The organism is Actinomadura scrupuli, from assembly GCF_050971785.1.
Lineage (GTDB): Bacteria > Actinomycetota > Actinomycetes > Streptosporangiales > Streptosporangiaceae > Actinomadura_E > Actinomadura_E scrupuli.
In genome coordinates this window covers 122706-138235 of the sequence record NZ_JBPCCU010000006.1, presented here as the reverse complement: position 1 = coordinate 138235, position 15530 = coordinate 122706, and the positions used below count along the sequence as shown (strand labels likewise).

Here is a 15530-nt window from a genome sequence, read left to right as displayed (position 1 = left end):
CCCTATCTGGTGATGCGCCGTCCGGCGCGTCTGGTTGGTGGGAGCTCCGTGGCCTTCGGGAACTCGCCCTGGGACACCGCCCGCCGGCTCAACGCCACGGCGGTCTTCGGCAGCCGGCGGGCCCGGCCGCTCCGGAGCAGCCGGTCCGCCGCGGCGAGCCGTACGGTCTTCGACTCCGAAGGCAGCGAGAAGCCGCGCAGCACCGACCGCATGGCCTCCCGCTTCAGCGCCGCCGACTGGGCCTCGCCGGAGCCGAACACCGGAGCCGTACGGCACCGGCAGTGCGGGTGCCGAGGTGGCAGCCCGTCGTAGTGCCGCCAGGTGAGGGGCTTCGCTCCGAAGGTCATGTCGGCGGGGAAGCCTTCGCCGAGGGGAACGATGTGCCCGGACAGGCCGAGGCAGTGGACGCACCCGTCGCGCTCGGCCTTCCAGATCAGCCCGTCCGCGCTCAGACGGCGGGCCTCGTCCTCGACCCCGGCCGACGCCGCCTCGTTCACAGTGTCGGTTGCCACCGTGCGGAGTCGGCCCTTGATCCGTTCCAGCTCCGCCGCCGGGTCCTCGGCGTCCTCCAGGTCGGCATCGGCCAGGACCGAGTCCACCCGGTCACCGATCGTCGGGCCCTGCAGGAGGTGGCGAGCCGCCGGCGACACCACCGTCCCGGACGGCCGTCCGCGCCGACGGCGGCGCCTCGAACGCACCACGCCCGCCGCGACCGCAGCGGCCCCGGCCATGACGGCGCCGATCTGCACCGCCTGGGCGACGGCCGCCGTGATCGCGGCCGTCACCGCGCCAGCAGCAGCGGCCAGCGCGGCCGCGGTCAGCCCGTACTCACCGACGGCCCGGTCGAACGCAGCGTCGGATGCCGCGGCGGCCTGCTGCTCGGTCTGCAGCAGCTGCTCCTCGCCGGGGGCAGCCATCAGCCAGCCCCGGCCTGGGCCCGGGGCGGCTCGGCCATCTGCTCCCAGTCGGCGCCTTCGCCATCAGGCTGCTCGGCGGTGTAGCCCCACTCGTCGCACTGGGCCTCCGTGTAACCCGCCTCGATCAGCGCCTGCCGGACGGGGACTCCCGCCTGCTGCTTGGCGATGATCGCCTGCCAGCCGGTCATGTCGTTGATCGTCTGCGCTGAGGCCCACCGCACGGTGATGGTGCCCTCGATGCCCAAGATCCTTAGCGCGAACTCACCGACCTCGCGGTGAGTTGCGGCGAACGACCGGCCGAACATCGCGATCCGCTTGATCAATGGCGCCTCGTCCGCACGGATGGACTCACCTGAGGGGACACCGCCCATCGGGTCGAACCAGCGCAGCGGCGTGGACGTGACGGCCGCCATGAACCGCACGAACACAGCGATCGGCTTCAGGAAGGCGTCGACGTCTCCGGCCGCGAACTCCTTGACGTCCTTGTAGCCGCGCAACTGCCACATGCTGCCCGGCCGAGCGACCATGCTGGACGGCTTGTCCTCGGGGTCGGCCGTCTCGTCGAAGCCCCAGTCGGTGTCATCGTCGGTGGTCGCCCCGGCCTCGAGGAGCCCGACCCGCTGTGGCAGGGCTGTGAAGTCCGCGTGGACCATCTGGCCGCGGATCAGCTTCGTGATCGCGTCCTGGGGGCCGTAGGCGTTGCGGTGCACCGGCACCCCGTACGGGGCCTCGGTCCTGAAGTGGAAGAACGGGATGGTGTCGTAGGGGTTGGGGACCTGCCCGAACTCGTCAGTGTGGTCATCGACGTAGACCTCGAAGTCGGCGTCCTTCTCTGCCTTCGTGCCGGCCTTCGAGACCCACTTCTCGATCCGGTCCCGGTAGTACAGGTTGACCCGGGTCAGTTCCTTGCCGTTGTCGTCGGTGATGCACCACGACTTGATGGCCAGCCGCTTCCGACGGGGGTTCTCGACGTCGTAGAGGATCCTGGCCACGAGCGGCGAGTTGTAGAACATGTCGACGCCTGTGGCCGGGGCGGTGACGGGCTCGGTTTCGCCGCCGGGCTCTTCGGCCTCCTGGTCGCTGCCCTCGTCTTCGGCCGGCGGCTCGGCGTCCCAGACGAACAGGTAGGCGTCGCCGAACATGAGGCCCGCGCGGTGAATCGTCGGCGCCTCGAGGTCCATCTGATTCGGCGCCCAGACGAGGTCGTTGTAGGCCTTGGTGACAGCTTCGGTGTCGCCGGTGATGGAGGCGATTTCCAGGCGGTCGAGGATGGCGTCGACGGGGCGGCAGGCGAGGTTGACCTTGAAGTTGTTGTCGTCCTCGCCGGAGATGAGCTGCTCGATGGTGGGGGCGGTGAACCTCTCGCCGGCCTCGCCTTCGTAGTAGTCGCGGGCGCGTTCGTATTCGTCGCGGGCGTCGCGGAGCTCGGTGAGGGCTTCGATGAGGTCGCTCATCGGCCGTCCTTCCGTGCTCCCGCGGGGATCGCCTTGAGCTCGCGCGCCCGGGCGAGGTGCTCACTGGTCATGCCGTGCGGCCGGTATCCCTCGCAGCGGGCGCACCGGCCGTAGCTGTCGTGCTCCAGCACCGGGTGCTCGCACACGCAGGTGGAGTGGGCGCTGTCGATCGCGGAGCAGTCGTGGTGGTAGAGGCCGGGTTCGCCTTGCCACCACCGGCCGCGTGGGCCGTCCCACTGGTGGGAGACGTTCACCGCATCGCCCTTGGTGGAGCGGCCACCGCACCACGCGCACCGGGTCAGCAGTCGCCGTCGGAGTCTCTGGAGCGGCGAGATCTGGATCTTCCAGTGGTGGACGTGGAACCGCCACCCGTGGTGGAACTTCCACTGCCATTTGCCGTCGGCGTCCTGGTAGCGGCTGTGGTGCTTGCAGACCTCGCCGGAGTCTCGGCCGCCCGGTTCGCGGTGCCAGACGGTGATCAGCGACGGGAAGTAGAAGCTCCGGCCCGCGAGCGTCCAGAACGCCGACTTGCCGATGCGCCACCGCTCGGGCCGGCCGTCGCGGTCACGGCTGCGCTGCGGCCACGGGCGGCGGATCTCGAATGCGACGACCAAGGGGTCATGCATCGCGCACCGCCGGGCGGGAGGCCAGGAACGCGGCGACCACCTGGTTGTGCCGGGCGTCGGCCAGCGCGTTGTGATACCCCTCCGCCTGGACCGGCAGATCGGCGTCGGCCAGGCCCAGTCGCCTGGCCTCCTGCTGTAGGTCGCTCGTCCACATCGGCACCCCGGACGGCAGGTCGATCATCCGGCCCCACAGCTGGCACAGCACCACGTGGTCGTACGCCCCGAAGTCCGCCCACAGCTCTGGGTCCGGGGTGGCCAGGATGAAGTCGCGTGCCTCGTCCGCGATCTGGCCGCGGCGCTTCATGTCCGGGTGGTGCCAGTCCAGAGCCAGCGGGTTCCCTCGGCTGGCGTGCATCCGGGCGTCGCCGTGCAGACGCGGCAGGGTCGGCCAGACGTTGGCCATCAGCCAGTCGTTCTTGGCGATCTCCTTGGCGGGCATGCCGCGGTTGACCGCGTAGTACTCGCGGCCGTCCTCGGCGACCATCCCGATGCTGATCAGCGCGATGGTGACGCCGTCCTCGAGGAACTCGGTGTCATAGAAGATCTTCAACGGGCGTACTCCACGGTCTTGGCGGTCGCTTGGACAGGCTTGCGGTCGAGGAAGTACGAGACCCCGGCGCCGACGGCGTCGATGAGGTCGTCGTTCAGCACGTCGGGATAGCTCGTCATCTGCTCCTCGACCTCCGGCAGCTTCCGGGCGTGCAGCACGCGGCCGCGCTGGTAGTGGTTGAGGGTGTTCGTCGCCCGCACCGGCTTCGGCACGGACTCGTGGACCACCAGCAGCCGGACGGGCAGGTCGTGGAGGATCGCTTTCCAGGTGTCGCCGCCCTGGTTGACCTCGATCCGTACTGCTCCGATCTCCGGGAACAGTTCGAGGATCTCCAGCACCTTCGTGCGCAGCTTGGCTGGCGGCATCTTGTAGGCCCGGCCGTACCGGACCGCGCATCGGGCCGGAGTCCGGCCCTTCTCCTCGCGGCGGGCCGGCTGGTGGGCGATGACCGCGAGCCCGTAGAAGTCGGAGGTCTTCTTGTCGCTCACCGCCGGGTCTATCTCCAACAGCGTCCGCACGGCGTCCACATCGCCGTAGACGAAGTCGTCGGGCACCCAGTAGTCGCCGTCCATCCGGACGGGCAGGTTGAGGAAGTTCTTCTTGTAGGACCGGGTGTGGGCGATCGACATCAGGTAGGCGAGCGGCCATTTCCCCGGCCAGATCGACCGCTCGCGCCCGTCCTCGGTTTTCACGATCGGCGCGAAGTAGTGCACGACGAACCGCTCATCAGTGATCCAGTCCGGCACCTCCTCCGTGGTCGTGATGGTCTTCACCAGTTGGTGGACGATCGAGCCGGGCATCGTCACTGTGCCGACCAGGGCGACGTGGGCCCGTTCGTTCATGGCCAGCACGGTGTCGGTGATGGTCATCAGGCGCTTCTTCGCCTGGTAGGCCGAGTAGTTCGACTCGTCGGGCTCGACGTCGTCCAGCACGATGAGGTCGGGCCGCCGGTTGCGGGGGTCGACCAGGCCGAGGACCTCGCTGTCGAGCCCGCGTGCGGCGAAGGAGAACCCGGACCGGGTGTGGAGCATCTGCTGGGAGTCGGCCACGTTTCCGCCGCCCGGCCGGCGCGCGGGCTGGCACAGGTCAGGGAAGTCGAGCCTCAGCAACGCGTTGGTGTCGAGCTCGCGTTTGAACCCGGACAGGTGCGTCTCTGCCTGCGTCGCCGAGCTGGAGAACGCGGCGATGAAGTTGAGGTGCCCGTGCGCTGCCGCCCAGAGCGGCAGCACCTTGAACAGGATCGTCGACTTGCCGGATTCCCGGGGTGCCACGAAGGCGTGCCGTTCCTCCCGCGGGCTCGGCCGGCGCAGCCACCGGCGGCCGTGCCTGAACAACGCCAGGTGGAGATCCGCGAAGCTGATGACGCCGTCGTCGTCGCGGAGGAGGTGCGGGACGTAGAGGAGGGCGAAGAGGGCGGGGTCGAGGCGGGTAAGGGTGCGTCGGCCTTCGCTGGTGTCGAAGAGCCGCTCATCGACGGTGTGCAGGACGTAGGTCTGGAGGTCGAAGGTCTCCGCGTCCTGGCCGTCGAGGTAGGTGTCGAGGACGGCCGTGGTCATCGGCGCCGCCGGCGTGCGGTCTTGCGGGCGGGGAGTCGCCGGTACCGCGCCTTGGGCCCGCCGGGGGTGAGGTGGGCCCAGCGGTGGGCGAAGGACTTCTTCGAGGCGAACGCCCATTTCCACTGGGCCTTGCTGCGGAAGGGGGCCTTGCCGCCCTTGTGCTTCCGGCGGGCCATCAGTCGCTCCCGTTGCTGCCGTGCAGGGCGTCGAACAGCAACCCCTTGGAACGCCAGCTGGGCGACTGCGCGTCGGCGAGTTGGGTCTGCCAGAAGTGCCCTTCGGCGTCGACCCACTCGGCGATGACGATCCAGCCGTTGAGCATGGCCCCAGGTGCGTCCTCGGGTGGTTCGGCGGCGAGCGCGTCGGCGATGCGTGCCTGCTTGGACTGTTCAGCCATCGTCGTCTCCGATGTTCCGGATCTGGACGCCTGCGCCCGTGTGACGGTCGCCGATGTGGATTGCGCCCTGCGGCACTCCTGGGTGGACCACGAGGTCGATCGGGCCGAACGCGGTCTGCATGGCCGACCGCTCGAAGGCGCATCGCGGGCACGACGGCTCGGACAGCAACATGGGATCGTTCGCGCAGGGCTCCGGCTGGGCGCCGATCTTCGCGGCGGCCGCCGCCCAATCGACCGGACCCACCGAGCCGGCCCTGACGTGGCGTAGCGCTCCAGTGAAGATCTCGGCGATATCTCGGCGCTGCTGCTCCGGGTCCGGCAGGCCGGGGCGCATGCCAATGGGGCCGCGGATGCTTATGTCGACCCAGACCATGTCGCCGTACTCCGCGCGGACAGCATCGGGCGTGTTCCCGGTCAGAGCTGCGGCGATCTCGGGTGAGCAGGGGATCGCCTGGGTGAACAGGCTCGCCGTCAACGTTCCGCTCTCGTGCTCAGCCACGGCGGTACCGCCTCCACCCAGACCGCACCAGCCGCACGCCGAACGCCACGACCAGCACCGGCACCAGTACGGCCACCGCCATCTGCAGCAGATCCACCACCGCCGGAGGCGCGAGCACGGCCACCAGGAGCAGCACGTAGGCGGCGAGTTCCGGCGGATGGACACGCCACCGGCGCATCCAGCGGCGCACCCGGCCGGTGTCTTCGGCTTCGAGGAGGTCCGCCAGGTGCCGCAGCGCTGCGATGCCGACGACCTTGCCCCGGGCCTGGTCGAGGGGGCCTTGTTCGACGCGGAGGTTGATCCAGCCGACCTCGCGTTCCGTCGACTGGCCGATGCGCATGTAGACGGGCAGCCGCCCCATGACCACCATCACCCACCACCCGCCCGGCCGGCTGCCGGGTTGTCAATCCAGGTGATGTTCCAGCCGGGGCGCTCAGTCATGAGCTCTACGACGCTGATCCACATCTCGGGACGGGGATCATCTCCGTCCCAGACGATGAGCACGAAGCCCCTGGTGAACTGCGCGCCCTCGGCGGTACGCCCGTCGTCGGTGGTGATGGTGAGTCGACAGATCATGCCGTCTCACCGCCCGCGGGCGTCTCGCCCTTGAGCAGCTGCTCCTCGGCTGCCTGCCGCACCTTCGCCTCGCGGAGGATCTCCGCCAGCTCGAGGTCCCGCGGATCGACCTGGTCCACGGTGACGTGCGCCTTGACCGGCACGTCCAGGCCGAGGAGCCGGGCCCGCCGCTCCTGGATGCGCAGCAGCCGGTCAATGGCGTTGAGGACGGGGCCGTCGTCGAGGATGTCCTCGTAGACCGGGATCGGTTTTCCATCGGGCCCGAGCTTCTCGATCCCGTCGGGATGCCGCTCGATGCCCGTCATCCGCTGCACGACCTTGCCGTGCTGCACGGTGAGGTGGGGGCGTTCGAGGACCTCCCACGCCTTGCACCACAGTGTGTCGAGGCGTTCCAGCTCGAGCTGCCGCACCTCCGCGGGGGCCTCGCCGAGCGTGTCCTTGAGCGCTCGGGAGACGGCCCGGTAGGCGGTGCTCTTGGCCTCCCAGCCCATGGCATCGGCGATGGCCTGGTACGACTTGCCCTCCGCGCGCAGCTGTGCGGCCTTGGCGTCCAGGGCCACCTGGTCGGGGTGGCGGTTGCCGCCGTCGGTCTGGCCGGTCTTGCCGTTGCCCACGTGCCTCTCCCAAGGTCCGTCCGGATCTACGGGTCAGGAGCCGGCCCGGGCCGTCCGGCTGGGTGGGGCTCCTACCAAGGGATCGACATCTGTGGGGCGGAACGGTCAGGCGTCCGTGTCCGGCCAGACTGTTTCTCCCGGTTCGCCCGGCGCGCGGGCGTCTGGGCGGTCACACTTCGTCCCGTCTACGTGACGAAGGGGATGTTTGTGAGACACGCGACGCAGGAACCGCACCCGGACGCACCCAAGGACCGAAGCAACCTGCTGATCTGGGTCGCTCTCGGCGCAGCCGCGATCTGCGCCAGCGTGCTGGTGTTCATCGCTGTCACCAGCGGCGGAGGATCCGGGTCTTCGCCGGACGCCGCCGGCGCGACCTCGGCCGGCCCGTCATCGACGACTGTGCTGGACAGTCACGCGAAGATCGCGTGCCAGAAGCTCGCCCGGGCGGAGCAGCGGCGGAAGGGCGGCGACCCTTTCGCCAAGACGCAGGCCGGCGTCGATGAGTTCTCTGCGCAGACGGAGGCGGCCGGTTCGACGATCACGGCGCTGGCGGAGATCGCAAAGCGAGAGGACGGGAGCCCGGAAGTGATCGCGGAGCTGCGCATGTGGTGCGCGGCCAACGGGGGCTGACGTGGATTCCGCGGTCAAACTCATCGAGGCGCTGGCGAAGCTCTTCGGATCCGTGGCCTGGCCCGTGACCGTGGCCATCGTTGTGCTGGTCGGGCCATTTGCGCAACGGACTTCTCGATCACTCAGATCTGCCATCTCCTCTATGACGCCAGATCCTTCGGAGCACGCCAACACCGACGATCGCGCCGACGGCGACGAAAATGAACGCGTAACCTTTGCCCAGCCCGAAGGCCTTCGAGACCATGAGCGTGGCGATAATCAGCGTCCCTGAAAGCACGGTAAGAGCGGCCACCATGTCGACCGACACGGAGGACCAGAGAGCGCTGCTCGCCGTGATGAGAGGCTGCATAACCTTGCGTACGCGTCCGACCAGGTACCTGGTCTGACGCGCGGCGTACACGACGTGGCGGGCCCTGCGGTTGGTGATGGCGCCAGTAGCGGCGGCTGCGAAGCCCAGGGCGGTTGCGAGCTTCAGCAGCCGGGTGGGTCGGTCGGCGATCACCGCCTGGTGTTCCTCGGCGCGGATCGCGGCGCGCTCGGGGTCGGTGTAGCGGTGCCGGGCCGCCCAGCGCACCAAGCGGACCGCGAGCCACGGGGCCAGATCGGTGCGTTCGGTCGCCACCACGCCGGCCATTACGCCCAGGAGGAACCCGATGGGGCTCATACGGTGCCCCCCTGCTCACCGTGCCGTGGTGCCGACCACCGGGGGAGCCAGCCGAACGCGGGTCCCGGAGCTGGACGGCCGAGCGGCCGAGCGGTCGGGTTGAGCGCGGCCGGGCGGCGCTCCGCCAGGATCGTGCGGGCCTGGGCCAGTCCGATTGGGGTAAGGCTGTAGAACCGCCTGCGCGGTCTACTGGAGTCGGGGTTGCTGTCTTCCCAGTAGGCGGTGACCCACTCGGCGTCCTCAAGTCTGTCCAGCACTCGGTAGATGGTCGGGCCGGGCTTCTTCGTAGTTCGCATCAGGTGCCAGCCGTGCAGTTCGACGTTCTGCTGGTGGGCCTGTAGCAGGGCTTCCAGTACGTCGAGCAGCGGGCCGGTGATGCGTTCGACACCACTCATGGTTCTTATTGTACCTAGGTACGGGAAGCGCTAACGTCAACTGACCGAGAAGTTCTAGCTTCATCCGGTACCTCTTCCGATGCTGCCGAACGTCCGCGCACAACCGAGGATGGTCACAGAAGCAAGACGGCGGCTCTCCTGCTCAAACAGGAGAGCCGCCAGCAGGAACTCGAACCCGTCCAGTCCAATGAATGAGAACGGAGAACCTCCCATGAGGCTACCCAAACGTCGACGGCCCGTCCTTCGGTGGGCACTGATCGGCGCCGGCACGGTCGGCTCCTTGGCCCTGGCTATCGCCTCACAACCGTTGGGCGCCGCGGTGGCCGTCGGCACCGGGGTCATGGTGGCCCTGTACCAGATCACCACCAAGCGGGACGGCTGACACCCGTAAGGCCCCTCACCCGGGCGTGGGTGAGGGGCCGTACGGCGTACAGGTTGTACGGGTTTGGCGCGATCACTTCGGTCATCGTTGGGTTCCGTCGTCGTCGGTCTGGTGGCTGGGCCGTGGCTGGTGGTGCTGGCAGGCGTCGCAGCAGTGCCCGCCGCCCTCCCGGCATCCAGCAAGCGAGCAGGCGCACCCGGAGCAGGCGCCCTCCCCTTCCCGCTCCCGGAGCAGCCGCAGGGCGTACTTCCGTTGTGCCGTCTCCGCGACAAGGACGCATCGCCCGGGGTTGAGCCTGAGGTCTTTGATGGCCCGGCTGGTGGTGAGCAGCAGGTTCCCGAGTTCGCGCATGAGGTCGTCGGGGTTGATGCCGCTGGGGTTTTCGGCGTTGTCGCGTGCGAGTCCTGCGATGTCGCCGGCGACCTTGCTGAGCACGAGTGCGGTGTGGTTGAGCGTGAGCCGTTCGGGCCAGATCTCGCGCCCGGAGGCGGCGAGTTGGCTGAGGGTGGGGTCGTTCACGTCTGTCCTTCCTGGTCGAGGTGGACGTGATCGAAGCGGCGTTCGCAGATCGGGCAGGTGAGGGCGTGGTTGTCCATCAGGTCCCCTCGGTCTGGTCGAGGGCTGCGCGTAGGTCGGTGAGGGCGGCCCAGGCGGGTGTGTCGGGCCAGATGCTGTTCGCGAGCCGGTTGGCGTGGATGGCGGCGCCGGTGAGCCGCGCTCGGAGCCGGTCGCGCTCGGCCTCGTACTCATTGGCCTCGGCGCGCAGGTCCGAGATGCCGCTCCATCCGGCGCGCTGTTTCTTGAACCGCTCGACCCTGGCCTCTAGCTGGGCGCCCCGGTCGATCTGTGCGGCGAGTGCGGTTTCGGCTGCTTCGGCGCGCTGCTCGGCGTCCTCGACGCGCTGGCGGTACCGGTCGGCGGGGGCGATCTGGCGGCGCAGTTCGGTGACGAGGTCCGTCTGGCGCGTCACCTCGGCCTCCGCCTCCCGGACCCGCTCGGCCGCTGCGGCATTCGCCTTGTCGATCAGCGGCTGGGCGAGCTCGGCCGCGCGACGCTCCAGGTAGCCGTCGAGGTCCTTGGTGATCTGGCTGAGGGTGTCGAGCTGTTCGCGCAGGTCGCTCATGTCGGCTCTCCCGCGGGCTTCGGCCCCCACCGCTTGGCGACCTCGTCTTCGGTGATCGGGACCTCCCGGTACGGCTTGGTTGGCATCGCCTGCTCCGTGCGCATGGCCCACCAGCCCGCGCACACCATCAGGCCGAGCGGCAGCCCCCTGAAGGTCGCGACCGGTTCGTACCGGCCGGACGCGCTGACGTACACGCCCTGGTGGCAGAAGAACGGCTCCTCGTACGGCAGCACGACGCCGGCGTTCTCCAGCTCGGGTGAGCCGGGCCGCAGGGCGCAGTCGGCGCAGGCCGTCCGCATCACGCCGGGCGGCCGCGGTGCGAGCTCGGCCGGCCCGCAGGGGTCGTTCGTGAGGCCGCTCCCGGCGCAGTGCAGGCACCTCTCGACCGCCTCCCCGTCCGGGCCGAGCACGAGGCCGCCGACGCACATCGGGCAGCGCCAGGGGAAGATGTGCAGGTCGGCCTCGGCTGCGGCCGGGTCACATCCGGCGTGCGGGAAGGCCGGCCAAAACGGGCGCCCACACCTGTCGCAGGACGGCTCCTCCTCGGCACGGCGAAGGCAAACGGTGCAGTAGCGCGTCACCCACCGGCGGGTGATGCCTGCTTCGCCGGTCTCGGTGATCGTCTCGTGGACTACGCCGCGGCGGGAGCACGCCGAGCAGCGCTCGCGCTCCGGGATGGTGGCGATCTGCCAGGCTCGGCGAAGCCAGTCGATGAAGCGCCCGGCGTAGGTGGCGACGCGGTCGGGCAGGGGCTCAGGCATCAGAACGGCCCATCTTCAGCGTCGAGCTCGACGCGCACCGGCGGCTCCAGCTCCCACCGCCGCACCGGCGCCGGCTCACTCCGCGCCGCGACCTTCCGCGCGATGTCCTCGCTCGTCGGGTGGATCGCGTACACCGAGGTCGGGGCGTAGTACTGGGTCGCCAGCGGGGTCGTGGTGTTCGTGGGATCGCCGTCGGGGATGTCCAGGCGCAGGTAGGAGTGCCCGGCGATCGTGGCCTCGGTGAGGTACCCGGCCAGGCGCCGGTGTCCGAGGAGTTCCAAGATCACCCATTCGGTGAAGGGCTCAGCCATGATCGTCCTTTCGTGTGGTGGTGGCGCCGCAGTCGCATCCCTCGACGCAGCACCTCGGGCGTGTGTCGTCGAGGTCCTCGATGTCGTGGACGACACCGGAATGCGGGCAGGGCGGCAGGTTCGGGCAGAGCCACCAGCCCGTTGCGGCGGCTATGCGTTCTGTGCCGGCCGGGGTCATGCGATTTCCAGGACGTAGGGCTGGCCGCAGCCGGAGCGGCGGTAGGGGCTGGCTTCGGGGTGGGCGGTGTGGATGTGGGCTGCCAGGCAGTGGGGGCATTCGCGGACGATGAGTTTGCGGTAGCCGTCTCGGCCGATGACGAGTTCGGCTTGGGCTCGTGTGCGGACGAGGCAGACGTCTGCGGTGCGTCGGGTGCGTGCTCGGCGGCCGTTGCTCTTGGGGGGCTTCTCCTTGATGGAGCAGGCGCAGATGGTGGCGCAGCGTGGGGTGCAGGTGCCGCGGCCTTCGGGTTGGTGGCAGGTGAGGCAGCGTGGTTTGCAGGTGGTGAGGATGGTTTTGATCTTGGGGTGGACTTTTTCCCAGTGGGTGTCGTCGGCTGTGGTGTCCGGGACAGGTGCTGTCCGGACTGTCCCCGTCCCTATTTCATAGGGACGGGGGGACGGGGACAGCCCGGGGTGGAGCGGCACGGGGGCGGCCTGTCCGGGCTGTCCGGGGTCTGTCCGGGACAGGTCTGAGCTGGGGTTTTGTTGTTGATCTTGGTGGGCTTCCGGACAGGTTGTGGATCTTGCGATACCCCCGGGGAGTTTCCAATCCTCGAAGAGCGTTGACCAGGGGTCTTCTGCGGTGGTCATGTGATCTCCCGCCTGTCCGCGATTTTCAGGACAGGTGTGACGTGCGGATACGTGTGGGGTGGGGGGTATTTCAGGGGTGTGCGGCGGGGACCTGTCCGGGACAGGTCCGACGCGCTGACCTGCGGTTTCTTGCGGCACTCTCGGATGTCTGCGGACAGGTCGCTTGTGCTTCTTTGTCCGGTTCGGTGCGTGGTCACCAGCCACGCTCCTTCCGGATCCGGATGGCGTGGGAGATGTCGTTGTTGGAGGCCCGGACCCCGGCTTCGGCGAGCTCGATGCGGACGACGTCCCGGCCGGCGTCGGTGGGCACGTCCAGCTCGTCCATGTACTCGATCAACTGGGCGATCTTCGGGGGCAGCCCGGACCCGGCGGCGACCATCTCGTGGCGCAGCGGGTCGGCGTGGCGGCGCAACTCGATGAGCGGCACCCCGTGGTTGGTGCGGGTCATCTCGCGGCGCAGGTAGAACGCGGTCTCGGTCTGCTTGACCAGTAGCCAGACGGCGTCGACGTCGGCGTTCTTCGCCGAGCTGCCACGTTGGCCTTTCTCCAGGTTCTTGCCGGAGTGGTCGAGGCGGATGACGGCGATCCCGAGGCCTTTGAGCGGTGCGAGGGCGTGCCGGTAGAGCTGGGCGAAGGTGTCGGCGTCGTTCTCGGACCCTTCGATGACCCGGGAGACGGTGTCGATGACGACGAGGTCGGGCTGGTGGTGCTTGGCCAGGGCGATCAGGTGCTGGCCGCCGGTGGCGGAGTCGAGTGCTGGGAGGTTCGGGAAGGAGTAGTAGTGCAGGTTGTCGAGATCAGCGGGCCCGTAGCCGAGGCTGGTGAGTCGTTCGCCGATGTCGGCGGAGGAGTTCTCGATGTCGACGTACAGCACTGATGCGGGGTCGGTGGATGGGTTGCCGAGGACGGGTTGGCCGGTGGCGACGGCGGCGGCGAATTCGAGGGTGAGCAGGCTCTTGCCGGCCTTGGGTGGGGAGTAGATGGCGACGGAGCGGCCGCGTTCGATGAAGGGCTCGATGAGCCAGTCGGCGCCTTCGGGGTTGGCGGCGAAGACCTCTTTCCAGTCGAGCGGTTGGTAGAGGGCGAGGATCGGGTCGGGGAGGTCTGCGCCGGCGGGGCCGGTGGCGGGGGTGGCGTGGTCGAGTGCGGTGCGGGCTTGGTCGAGGGCGTCGTTGAACTGGTCGGGTTCGGCGGCGTGGTCGAGGGCTTGGCGGGCGCGTTCGAACGCTGCGAGGAGGGTGCGGTGTTGGTGGTGGCGGGTGATGATCGCGGCGTGCCAGGCGGGGTTGTGGCTGGCTGCTTGGTAGAGCTCGAAGAGGTAGGGAGCGCCTCCGCAGCGGACGAGTTGGCCGGAGCGTTCGAGGGCGTCTTTGACGGTGATGGGGTCGGTGGGTGCGCCGTGGTCTGCGAGGTAGCAGATGGCGGCGTAGATGGTTTGGTGTGCTGGGCGGAAGAAGGCGTCGGGGTCTGGGAGGGACTGTCGGACGCGGGTGAGTTCGGTGCCTTCCATGAGGGCACCGAGGACGGTCTGTTCTGCCGCGATGTCGTGGGGCGGCAGGCCGGTGGTGGTGGTCAACCCGTGTCCCTTGGTGCTGGTGTGGTTCAGAAGAGGGTGTGGGTCTCCTGTGGGTGGCTGGTGGGGGTCTGGTGTACGGGTCCTGCTCGTGCTGCCCATGAGCGGGCTGTTCGGAGGTCGTCGGGGCAGGTGTGGGCGGCGCGGTGTTCGCCGCTGCGGCGGGCGACCAGGAGGGTGGTGGCGGTGGGCTGGTAGCACCAGCCGCAGCGGGGGCCGTTCATCGGAGGCCCGCTTCGTCGAGCAGCTCGTGGGCGGCGGAGAGCCGCGCCCAGTCCTCGGGGTCGCCGCCGGCGTCCGGGTGGTAGCGGCGGGCGAGGGTCCGGTAGAGCTTCGCGGGGTCGGTGTCGGCGGGGAGGTGGGCTTTCTCCTTCATCCAGCGCAGAGCTTCGTCGGCGTTGGTGAAGGCGGGGGCCGGGCCGGCGGGGAGTGCGGCCCAGCCGCGGTATTGCTCGCCTCTGCGGGTGACGCCGTACCGGTCGACGGCGCGCAGCGCCTCGAGGGCCAGGGCGATGGCGCGGACGTTGGCCTGCCAGCCGGTCAGGGAGGTGCTCCAGTAGGCGTCCTCGTAGGCATCGGTGGCGTACCGGAGCGGCCCGTGGGCGGACTGGAAGGAGACGACGACGCCGGGGTGGCCGACTCGGGCGCGGGCGCGGAGCATGCCGTCGCGGCGGATGTCGGTGGCGTCCGCGTCGACCTGGATGACGACCGTGGTGGCGCCGAGGTGCTCGGTCTCGCGCTCGAGGAGCTTGAGGGTGTCGGGCCAGCTGGCACGGAAGGCGGTGGCGCCACGGCGGGGGTCGGTGACGGGGTCGGTCCAGTGGCCGAGGGGGCGGATCTCGTATCTCATCGGACCCTCCGTACGGGGATGCCGGCGGCGCGGGCGAGGCGCATGCAGTTGTGGGTGCCGTACGACGCGCCGAGGGGGAAGCCGATGCAGCGGTGCGCGCCGATCAGCAGTTGGGCGTTGCGGCGGGGGCCTGCCTTGGGGCAGTAGGTGTCGAGCTCGCCGGGGTGGTGGACGTCGCCGGGCTTCTTGTGGCGGCGGTGCGGGCCGGGCGGGCAGTCGGGTCCGCAGTTGTCCCAGTCGGCGGGCATGGGCTCGACGATGAGGAGGCGGCCCGCGCGCTCGAACCATTCGGCTTGGTCCTCGCACCATTCAGCGGTGATCTGGTCGGCGCCGGGCGGGCCGCCGGGGGTGGCCGGGCAGTCGCCGTGCCGGATAACGATCTCGGTGGCGGTGGTCTGCTCGGTGGCGAGGTTGAGCTCGGTGCCGATGAGGTTGTGATCGCGGTGGTTCCGGCTGCCGGTCACCACGATGATGTGCTGTTCAGTGGTCGCGATCATGGCGTCGCCGTGGTGAGGCGGTCGAAGAGTTCGGTGGCGGCGTCCCGGACGGTGCGGATCCGGATCTGGGGCAGGATCCGGCGGGCTGCGTCGGTTGTCGTGGTCGACTGCAGGCAGACGGCGACGCACAGCGCGGCCTTACGGGGCAGGGAGTCGCCGGGGTGCTCGTCGGCGAGCTGGCGGGCGTGGGCGGCCAGCTCTGCGTTCGTAGCCGTGGCCGCGTTGGGCGCCTGGTCAGTACCCATAGCCGGTCTCCTGGTAGTAGGCGGCGGCGCGAGTGATGTGCGAAAGGTCGCGGCCGGCGAGCGGGTCGCGCTTGGACCGGGCGGCGGCGAGCTCGACCAT

Annotated in this window: 22 protein-coding genes; 1 reads left to right on the top strand and 21 read right to left on the bottom strand. The window is 69.5% G+C overall.

What is annotated here, in order from left to right:
• Positions 1–2 precede the first annotated feature (2 nt).
• The 11 genes from ACRYCC_RS26230 to ACRYCC_RS26180 are packed head-to-tail and all read right to left on the bottom strand — an operon-like array spanning position 3 to position 7189.
• The gene (locus tag ACRYCC_RS26230) at positions 3–917 is read right to left on the bottom strand and encodes a putative phage head morphogenesis protein (RefSeq protein ID WP_433816316.1); all 915 of its coding nucleotides are present in this window, start codon (positions 915–917) and stop codon (positions 3–5) included.
• Complete coding sequence (locus tag ACRYCC_RS26225) at positions 917–2371, bottom strand: phage portal protein (RefSeq protein WP_433816314.1); 1455 nt, start codon at positions 2369–2371, stop codon at positions 917–919. The genes ACRYCC_RS26230 and ACRYCC_RS26225 overlap by 1 nt, the downstream gene beginning before the upstream one ends.
• On the bottom strand, positions 2368–2997 hold the full coding sequence (locus ACRYCC_RS26220; protein WP_433816313.1) for a hypothetical protein: 630 nt from the start codon (positions 2995–2997) through the stop codon (positions 2368–2370). Before ACRYCC_RS26220 ends, ACRYCC_RS26225 begins: the two co-directional genes overlap by 4 nt.
• Positions 2990–3547, bottom strand: coding sequence for a 3'-5' exoribonuclease domain-containing protein (locus ACRYCC_RS26215; protein ID WP_433816311.1), 558 nt, complete (start codon positions 3545–3547; stop codon positions 2990–2992). The genes ACRYCC_RS26220 and ACRYCC_RS26215 overlap by 8 nt, the downstream gene beginning before the upstream one ends.
• Positions 3544–5103, bottom strand: coding sequence for a hypothetical protein (locus ACRYCC_RS26210; RefSeq protein WP_433816309.1), 1560 nt, complete (start codon positions 5101–5103; stop codon positions 3544–3546). Before ACRYCC_RS26210 ends, ACRYCC_RS26215 begins: the two co-directional genes overlap by 4 nt.
• Positions 5100–5279 carry a hypothetical protein gene (locus ACRYCC_RS26205; protein WP_433816307.1) on the bottom strand — a complete coding sequence of 60 codons (180 nt, stop codon included), beginning with the start codon at positions 5277–5279 and terminating at the stop codon, positions 5100–5102. The genes ACRYCC_RS26210 and ACRYCC_RS26205 overlap by 4 nt, the downstream gene beginning before the upstream one ends.
• Complete coding sequence (locus tag ACRYCC_RS26200; RefSeq protein WP_433816306.1) at positions 5279–5500, bottom strand: hypothetical protein; 222 nt, start codon at positions 5498–5500, stop codon at positions 5279–5281. The genes ACRYCC_RS26205 and ACRYCC_RS26200 overlap by 1 nt, the downstream gene beginning before the upstream one ends.
• Positions 5493–5975, bottom strand: coding sequence for a hypothetical protein (locus ACRYCC_RS26195; protein WP_433816304.1), 483 nt, complete (start codon positions 5973–5975; stop codon positions 5493–5495). The genes ACRYCC_RS26200 and ACRYCC_RS26195 overlap by 8 nt, the downstream gene beginning before the upstream one ends.
• A gap of 16 nt (positions 5976–5991) precedes the next feature.
• Positions 5992–6369 (bottom strand): hypothetical protein, encoded by a 378-nt coding sequence (locus ACRYCC_RS26190; protein WP_433816302.1) that lies wholly within the window; start codon positions 6367–6369, stop codon positions 5992–5994.
• Positions 6369–6575 carry a hypothetical protein gene (locus tag ACRYCC_RS26185; protein ID WP_433816301.1) on the bottom strand — a complete coding sequence of 69 codons (207 nt, stop codon included), beginning with the start codon at positions 6573–6575 and terminating at the stop codon, positions 6369–6371. The genes ACRYCC_RS26190 and ACRYCC_RS26185 overlap by 1 nt, the downstream gene beginning before the upstream one ends.
• Complete coding sequence (locus ACRYCC_RS26180) at positions 6572–7189, bottom strand: hypothetical protein (protein ID WP_433816300.1); 618 nt, start codon at positions 7187–7189, stop codon at positions 6572–6574. Before ACRYCC_RS26180 ends, ACRYCC_RS26185 begins: the two co-directional genes overlap by 4 nt.
• A 189-nt stretch (positions 7190–7378) precedes the next feature.
• On the opposite strand from ACRYCC_RS26180, the gene ACRYCC_RS26175 reads away from it, so the two are divergent.
• Positions 7379–7819, top strand: a complete 441-nt coding sequence (locus ACRYCC_RS26175; protein ID WP_433816298.1) for a hypothetical protein — start codon at positions 7379–7381, stop codon at positions 7817–7819.
• 118 nt (positions 7820–7937) lie between these two features.
• Here the strand turns inward: ACRYCC_RS26175 and ACRYCC_RS26170 are convergent, their stop codons facing one another.
• From ACRYCC_RS26170 to ACRYCC_RS26125, 10 genes are all read right to left on the bottom strand, one after another.
• Positions 7938–8483 carry a hypothetical protein gene (locus ACRYCC_RS26170; protein ID WP_433816296.1) on the bottom strand — a complete coding sequence of 182 codons (546 nt, stop codon included), beginning with the start codon at positions 8481–8483 and terminating at the stop codon, positions 7938–7940.
• Complete coding sequence (locus tag ACRYCC_RS26165; protein ID WP_433816294.1) at positions 8480–8878, bottom strand: PadR family transcriptional regulator; 399 nt, start codon at positions 8876–8878, stop codon at positions 8480–8482. The genes ACRYCC_RS26170 and ACRYCC_RS26165 overlap by 4 nt, the downstream gene beginning before the upstream one ends.
• 463 nt (positions 8879–9341) lie before the next feature.
• Positions 9342–9779, bottom strand: a complete 438-nt coding sequence (locus ACRYCC_RS26160) for a hypothetical protein (RefSeq protein ID WP_433816293.1) — start codon at positions 9777–9779, stop codon at positions 9342–9344.
• Between the two features lie 76 nt (positions 9780–9855).
• A complete protein-coding gene (locus tag ACRYCC_RS26155) occupies positions 9856–10383 on the bottom strand; it encodes a hypothetical protein (protein WP_433816291.1) in 528 nt (175 codons plus the stop codon).
• On the bottom strand, positions 10380–11144 hold the full coding sequence (locus ACRYCC_RS26150; RefSeq protein ID WP_433816290.1) for a PHD finger domain-containing protein: 765 nt from the start codon (positions 11142–11144) through the stop codon (positions 10380–10382). Before ACRYCC_RS26150 ends, ACRYCC_RS26155 begins: the two co-directional genes overlap by 4 nt.
• Positions 11144–11455, bottom strand: coding sequence for a hypothetical protein (locus ACRYCC_RS26145; RefSeq protein ID WP_433816289.1), 312 nt, complete (start codon positions 11453–11455; stop codon positions 11144–11146). The genes ACRYCC_RS26150 and ACRYCC_RS26145 overlap by 1 nt, the downstream gene beginning before the upstream one ends.
• A gap of 1003 nt (positions 11456–12458) precedes the next feature.
• Positions 12459–13841 carry an AAA family ATPase gene (locus ACRYCC_RS26140; RefSeq protein WP_433816288.1) on the bottom strand — a complete coding sequence of 461 codons (1383 nt, stop codon included), beginning with the start codon at positions 13839–13841 and terminating at the stop codon, positions 12459–12461.
• A 217-nt stretch (positions 13842–14058) separates the two neighbouring features.
• Entirely contained in the window at positions 14059–14688 is a 630-nt protein-coding gene (locus ACRYCC_RS26135; RefSeq protein WP_433816286.1) for a hypothetical protein, read from the bottom strand.
• Complete coding sequence (locus ACRYCC_RS26130) at positions 14685–15185, bottom strand: hypothetical protein (protein ID WP_433816284.1); 501 nt, start codon at positions 15183–15185, stop codon at positions 14685–14687. The genes ACRYCC_RS26135 and ACRYCC_RS26130 overlap by 4 nt, the downstream gene beginning before the upstream one ends.
• A complete protein-coding gene (locus tag ACRYCC_RS26125) occupies positions 15182–15430 on the bottom strand; it encodes a hypothetical protein (protein ID WP_433816283.1) in 249 nt (82 codons plus the stop codon). The genes ACRYCC_RS26130 and ACRYCC_RS26125 overlap by 4 nt, the downstream gene beginning before the upstream one ends.
• Positions 15431–15530 lie beyond the last annotated feature (100 nt).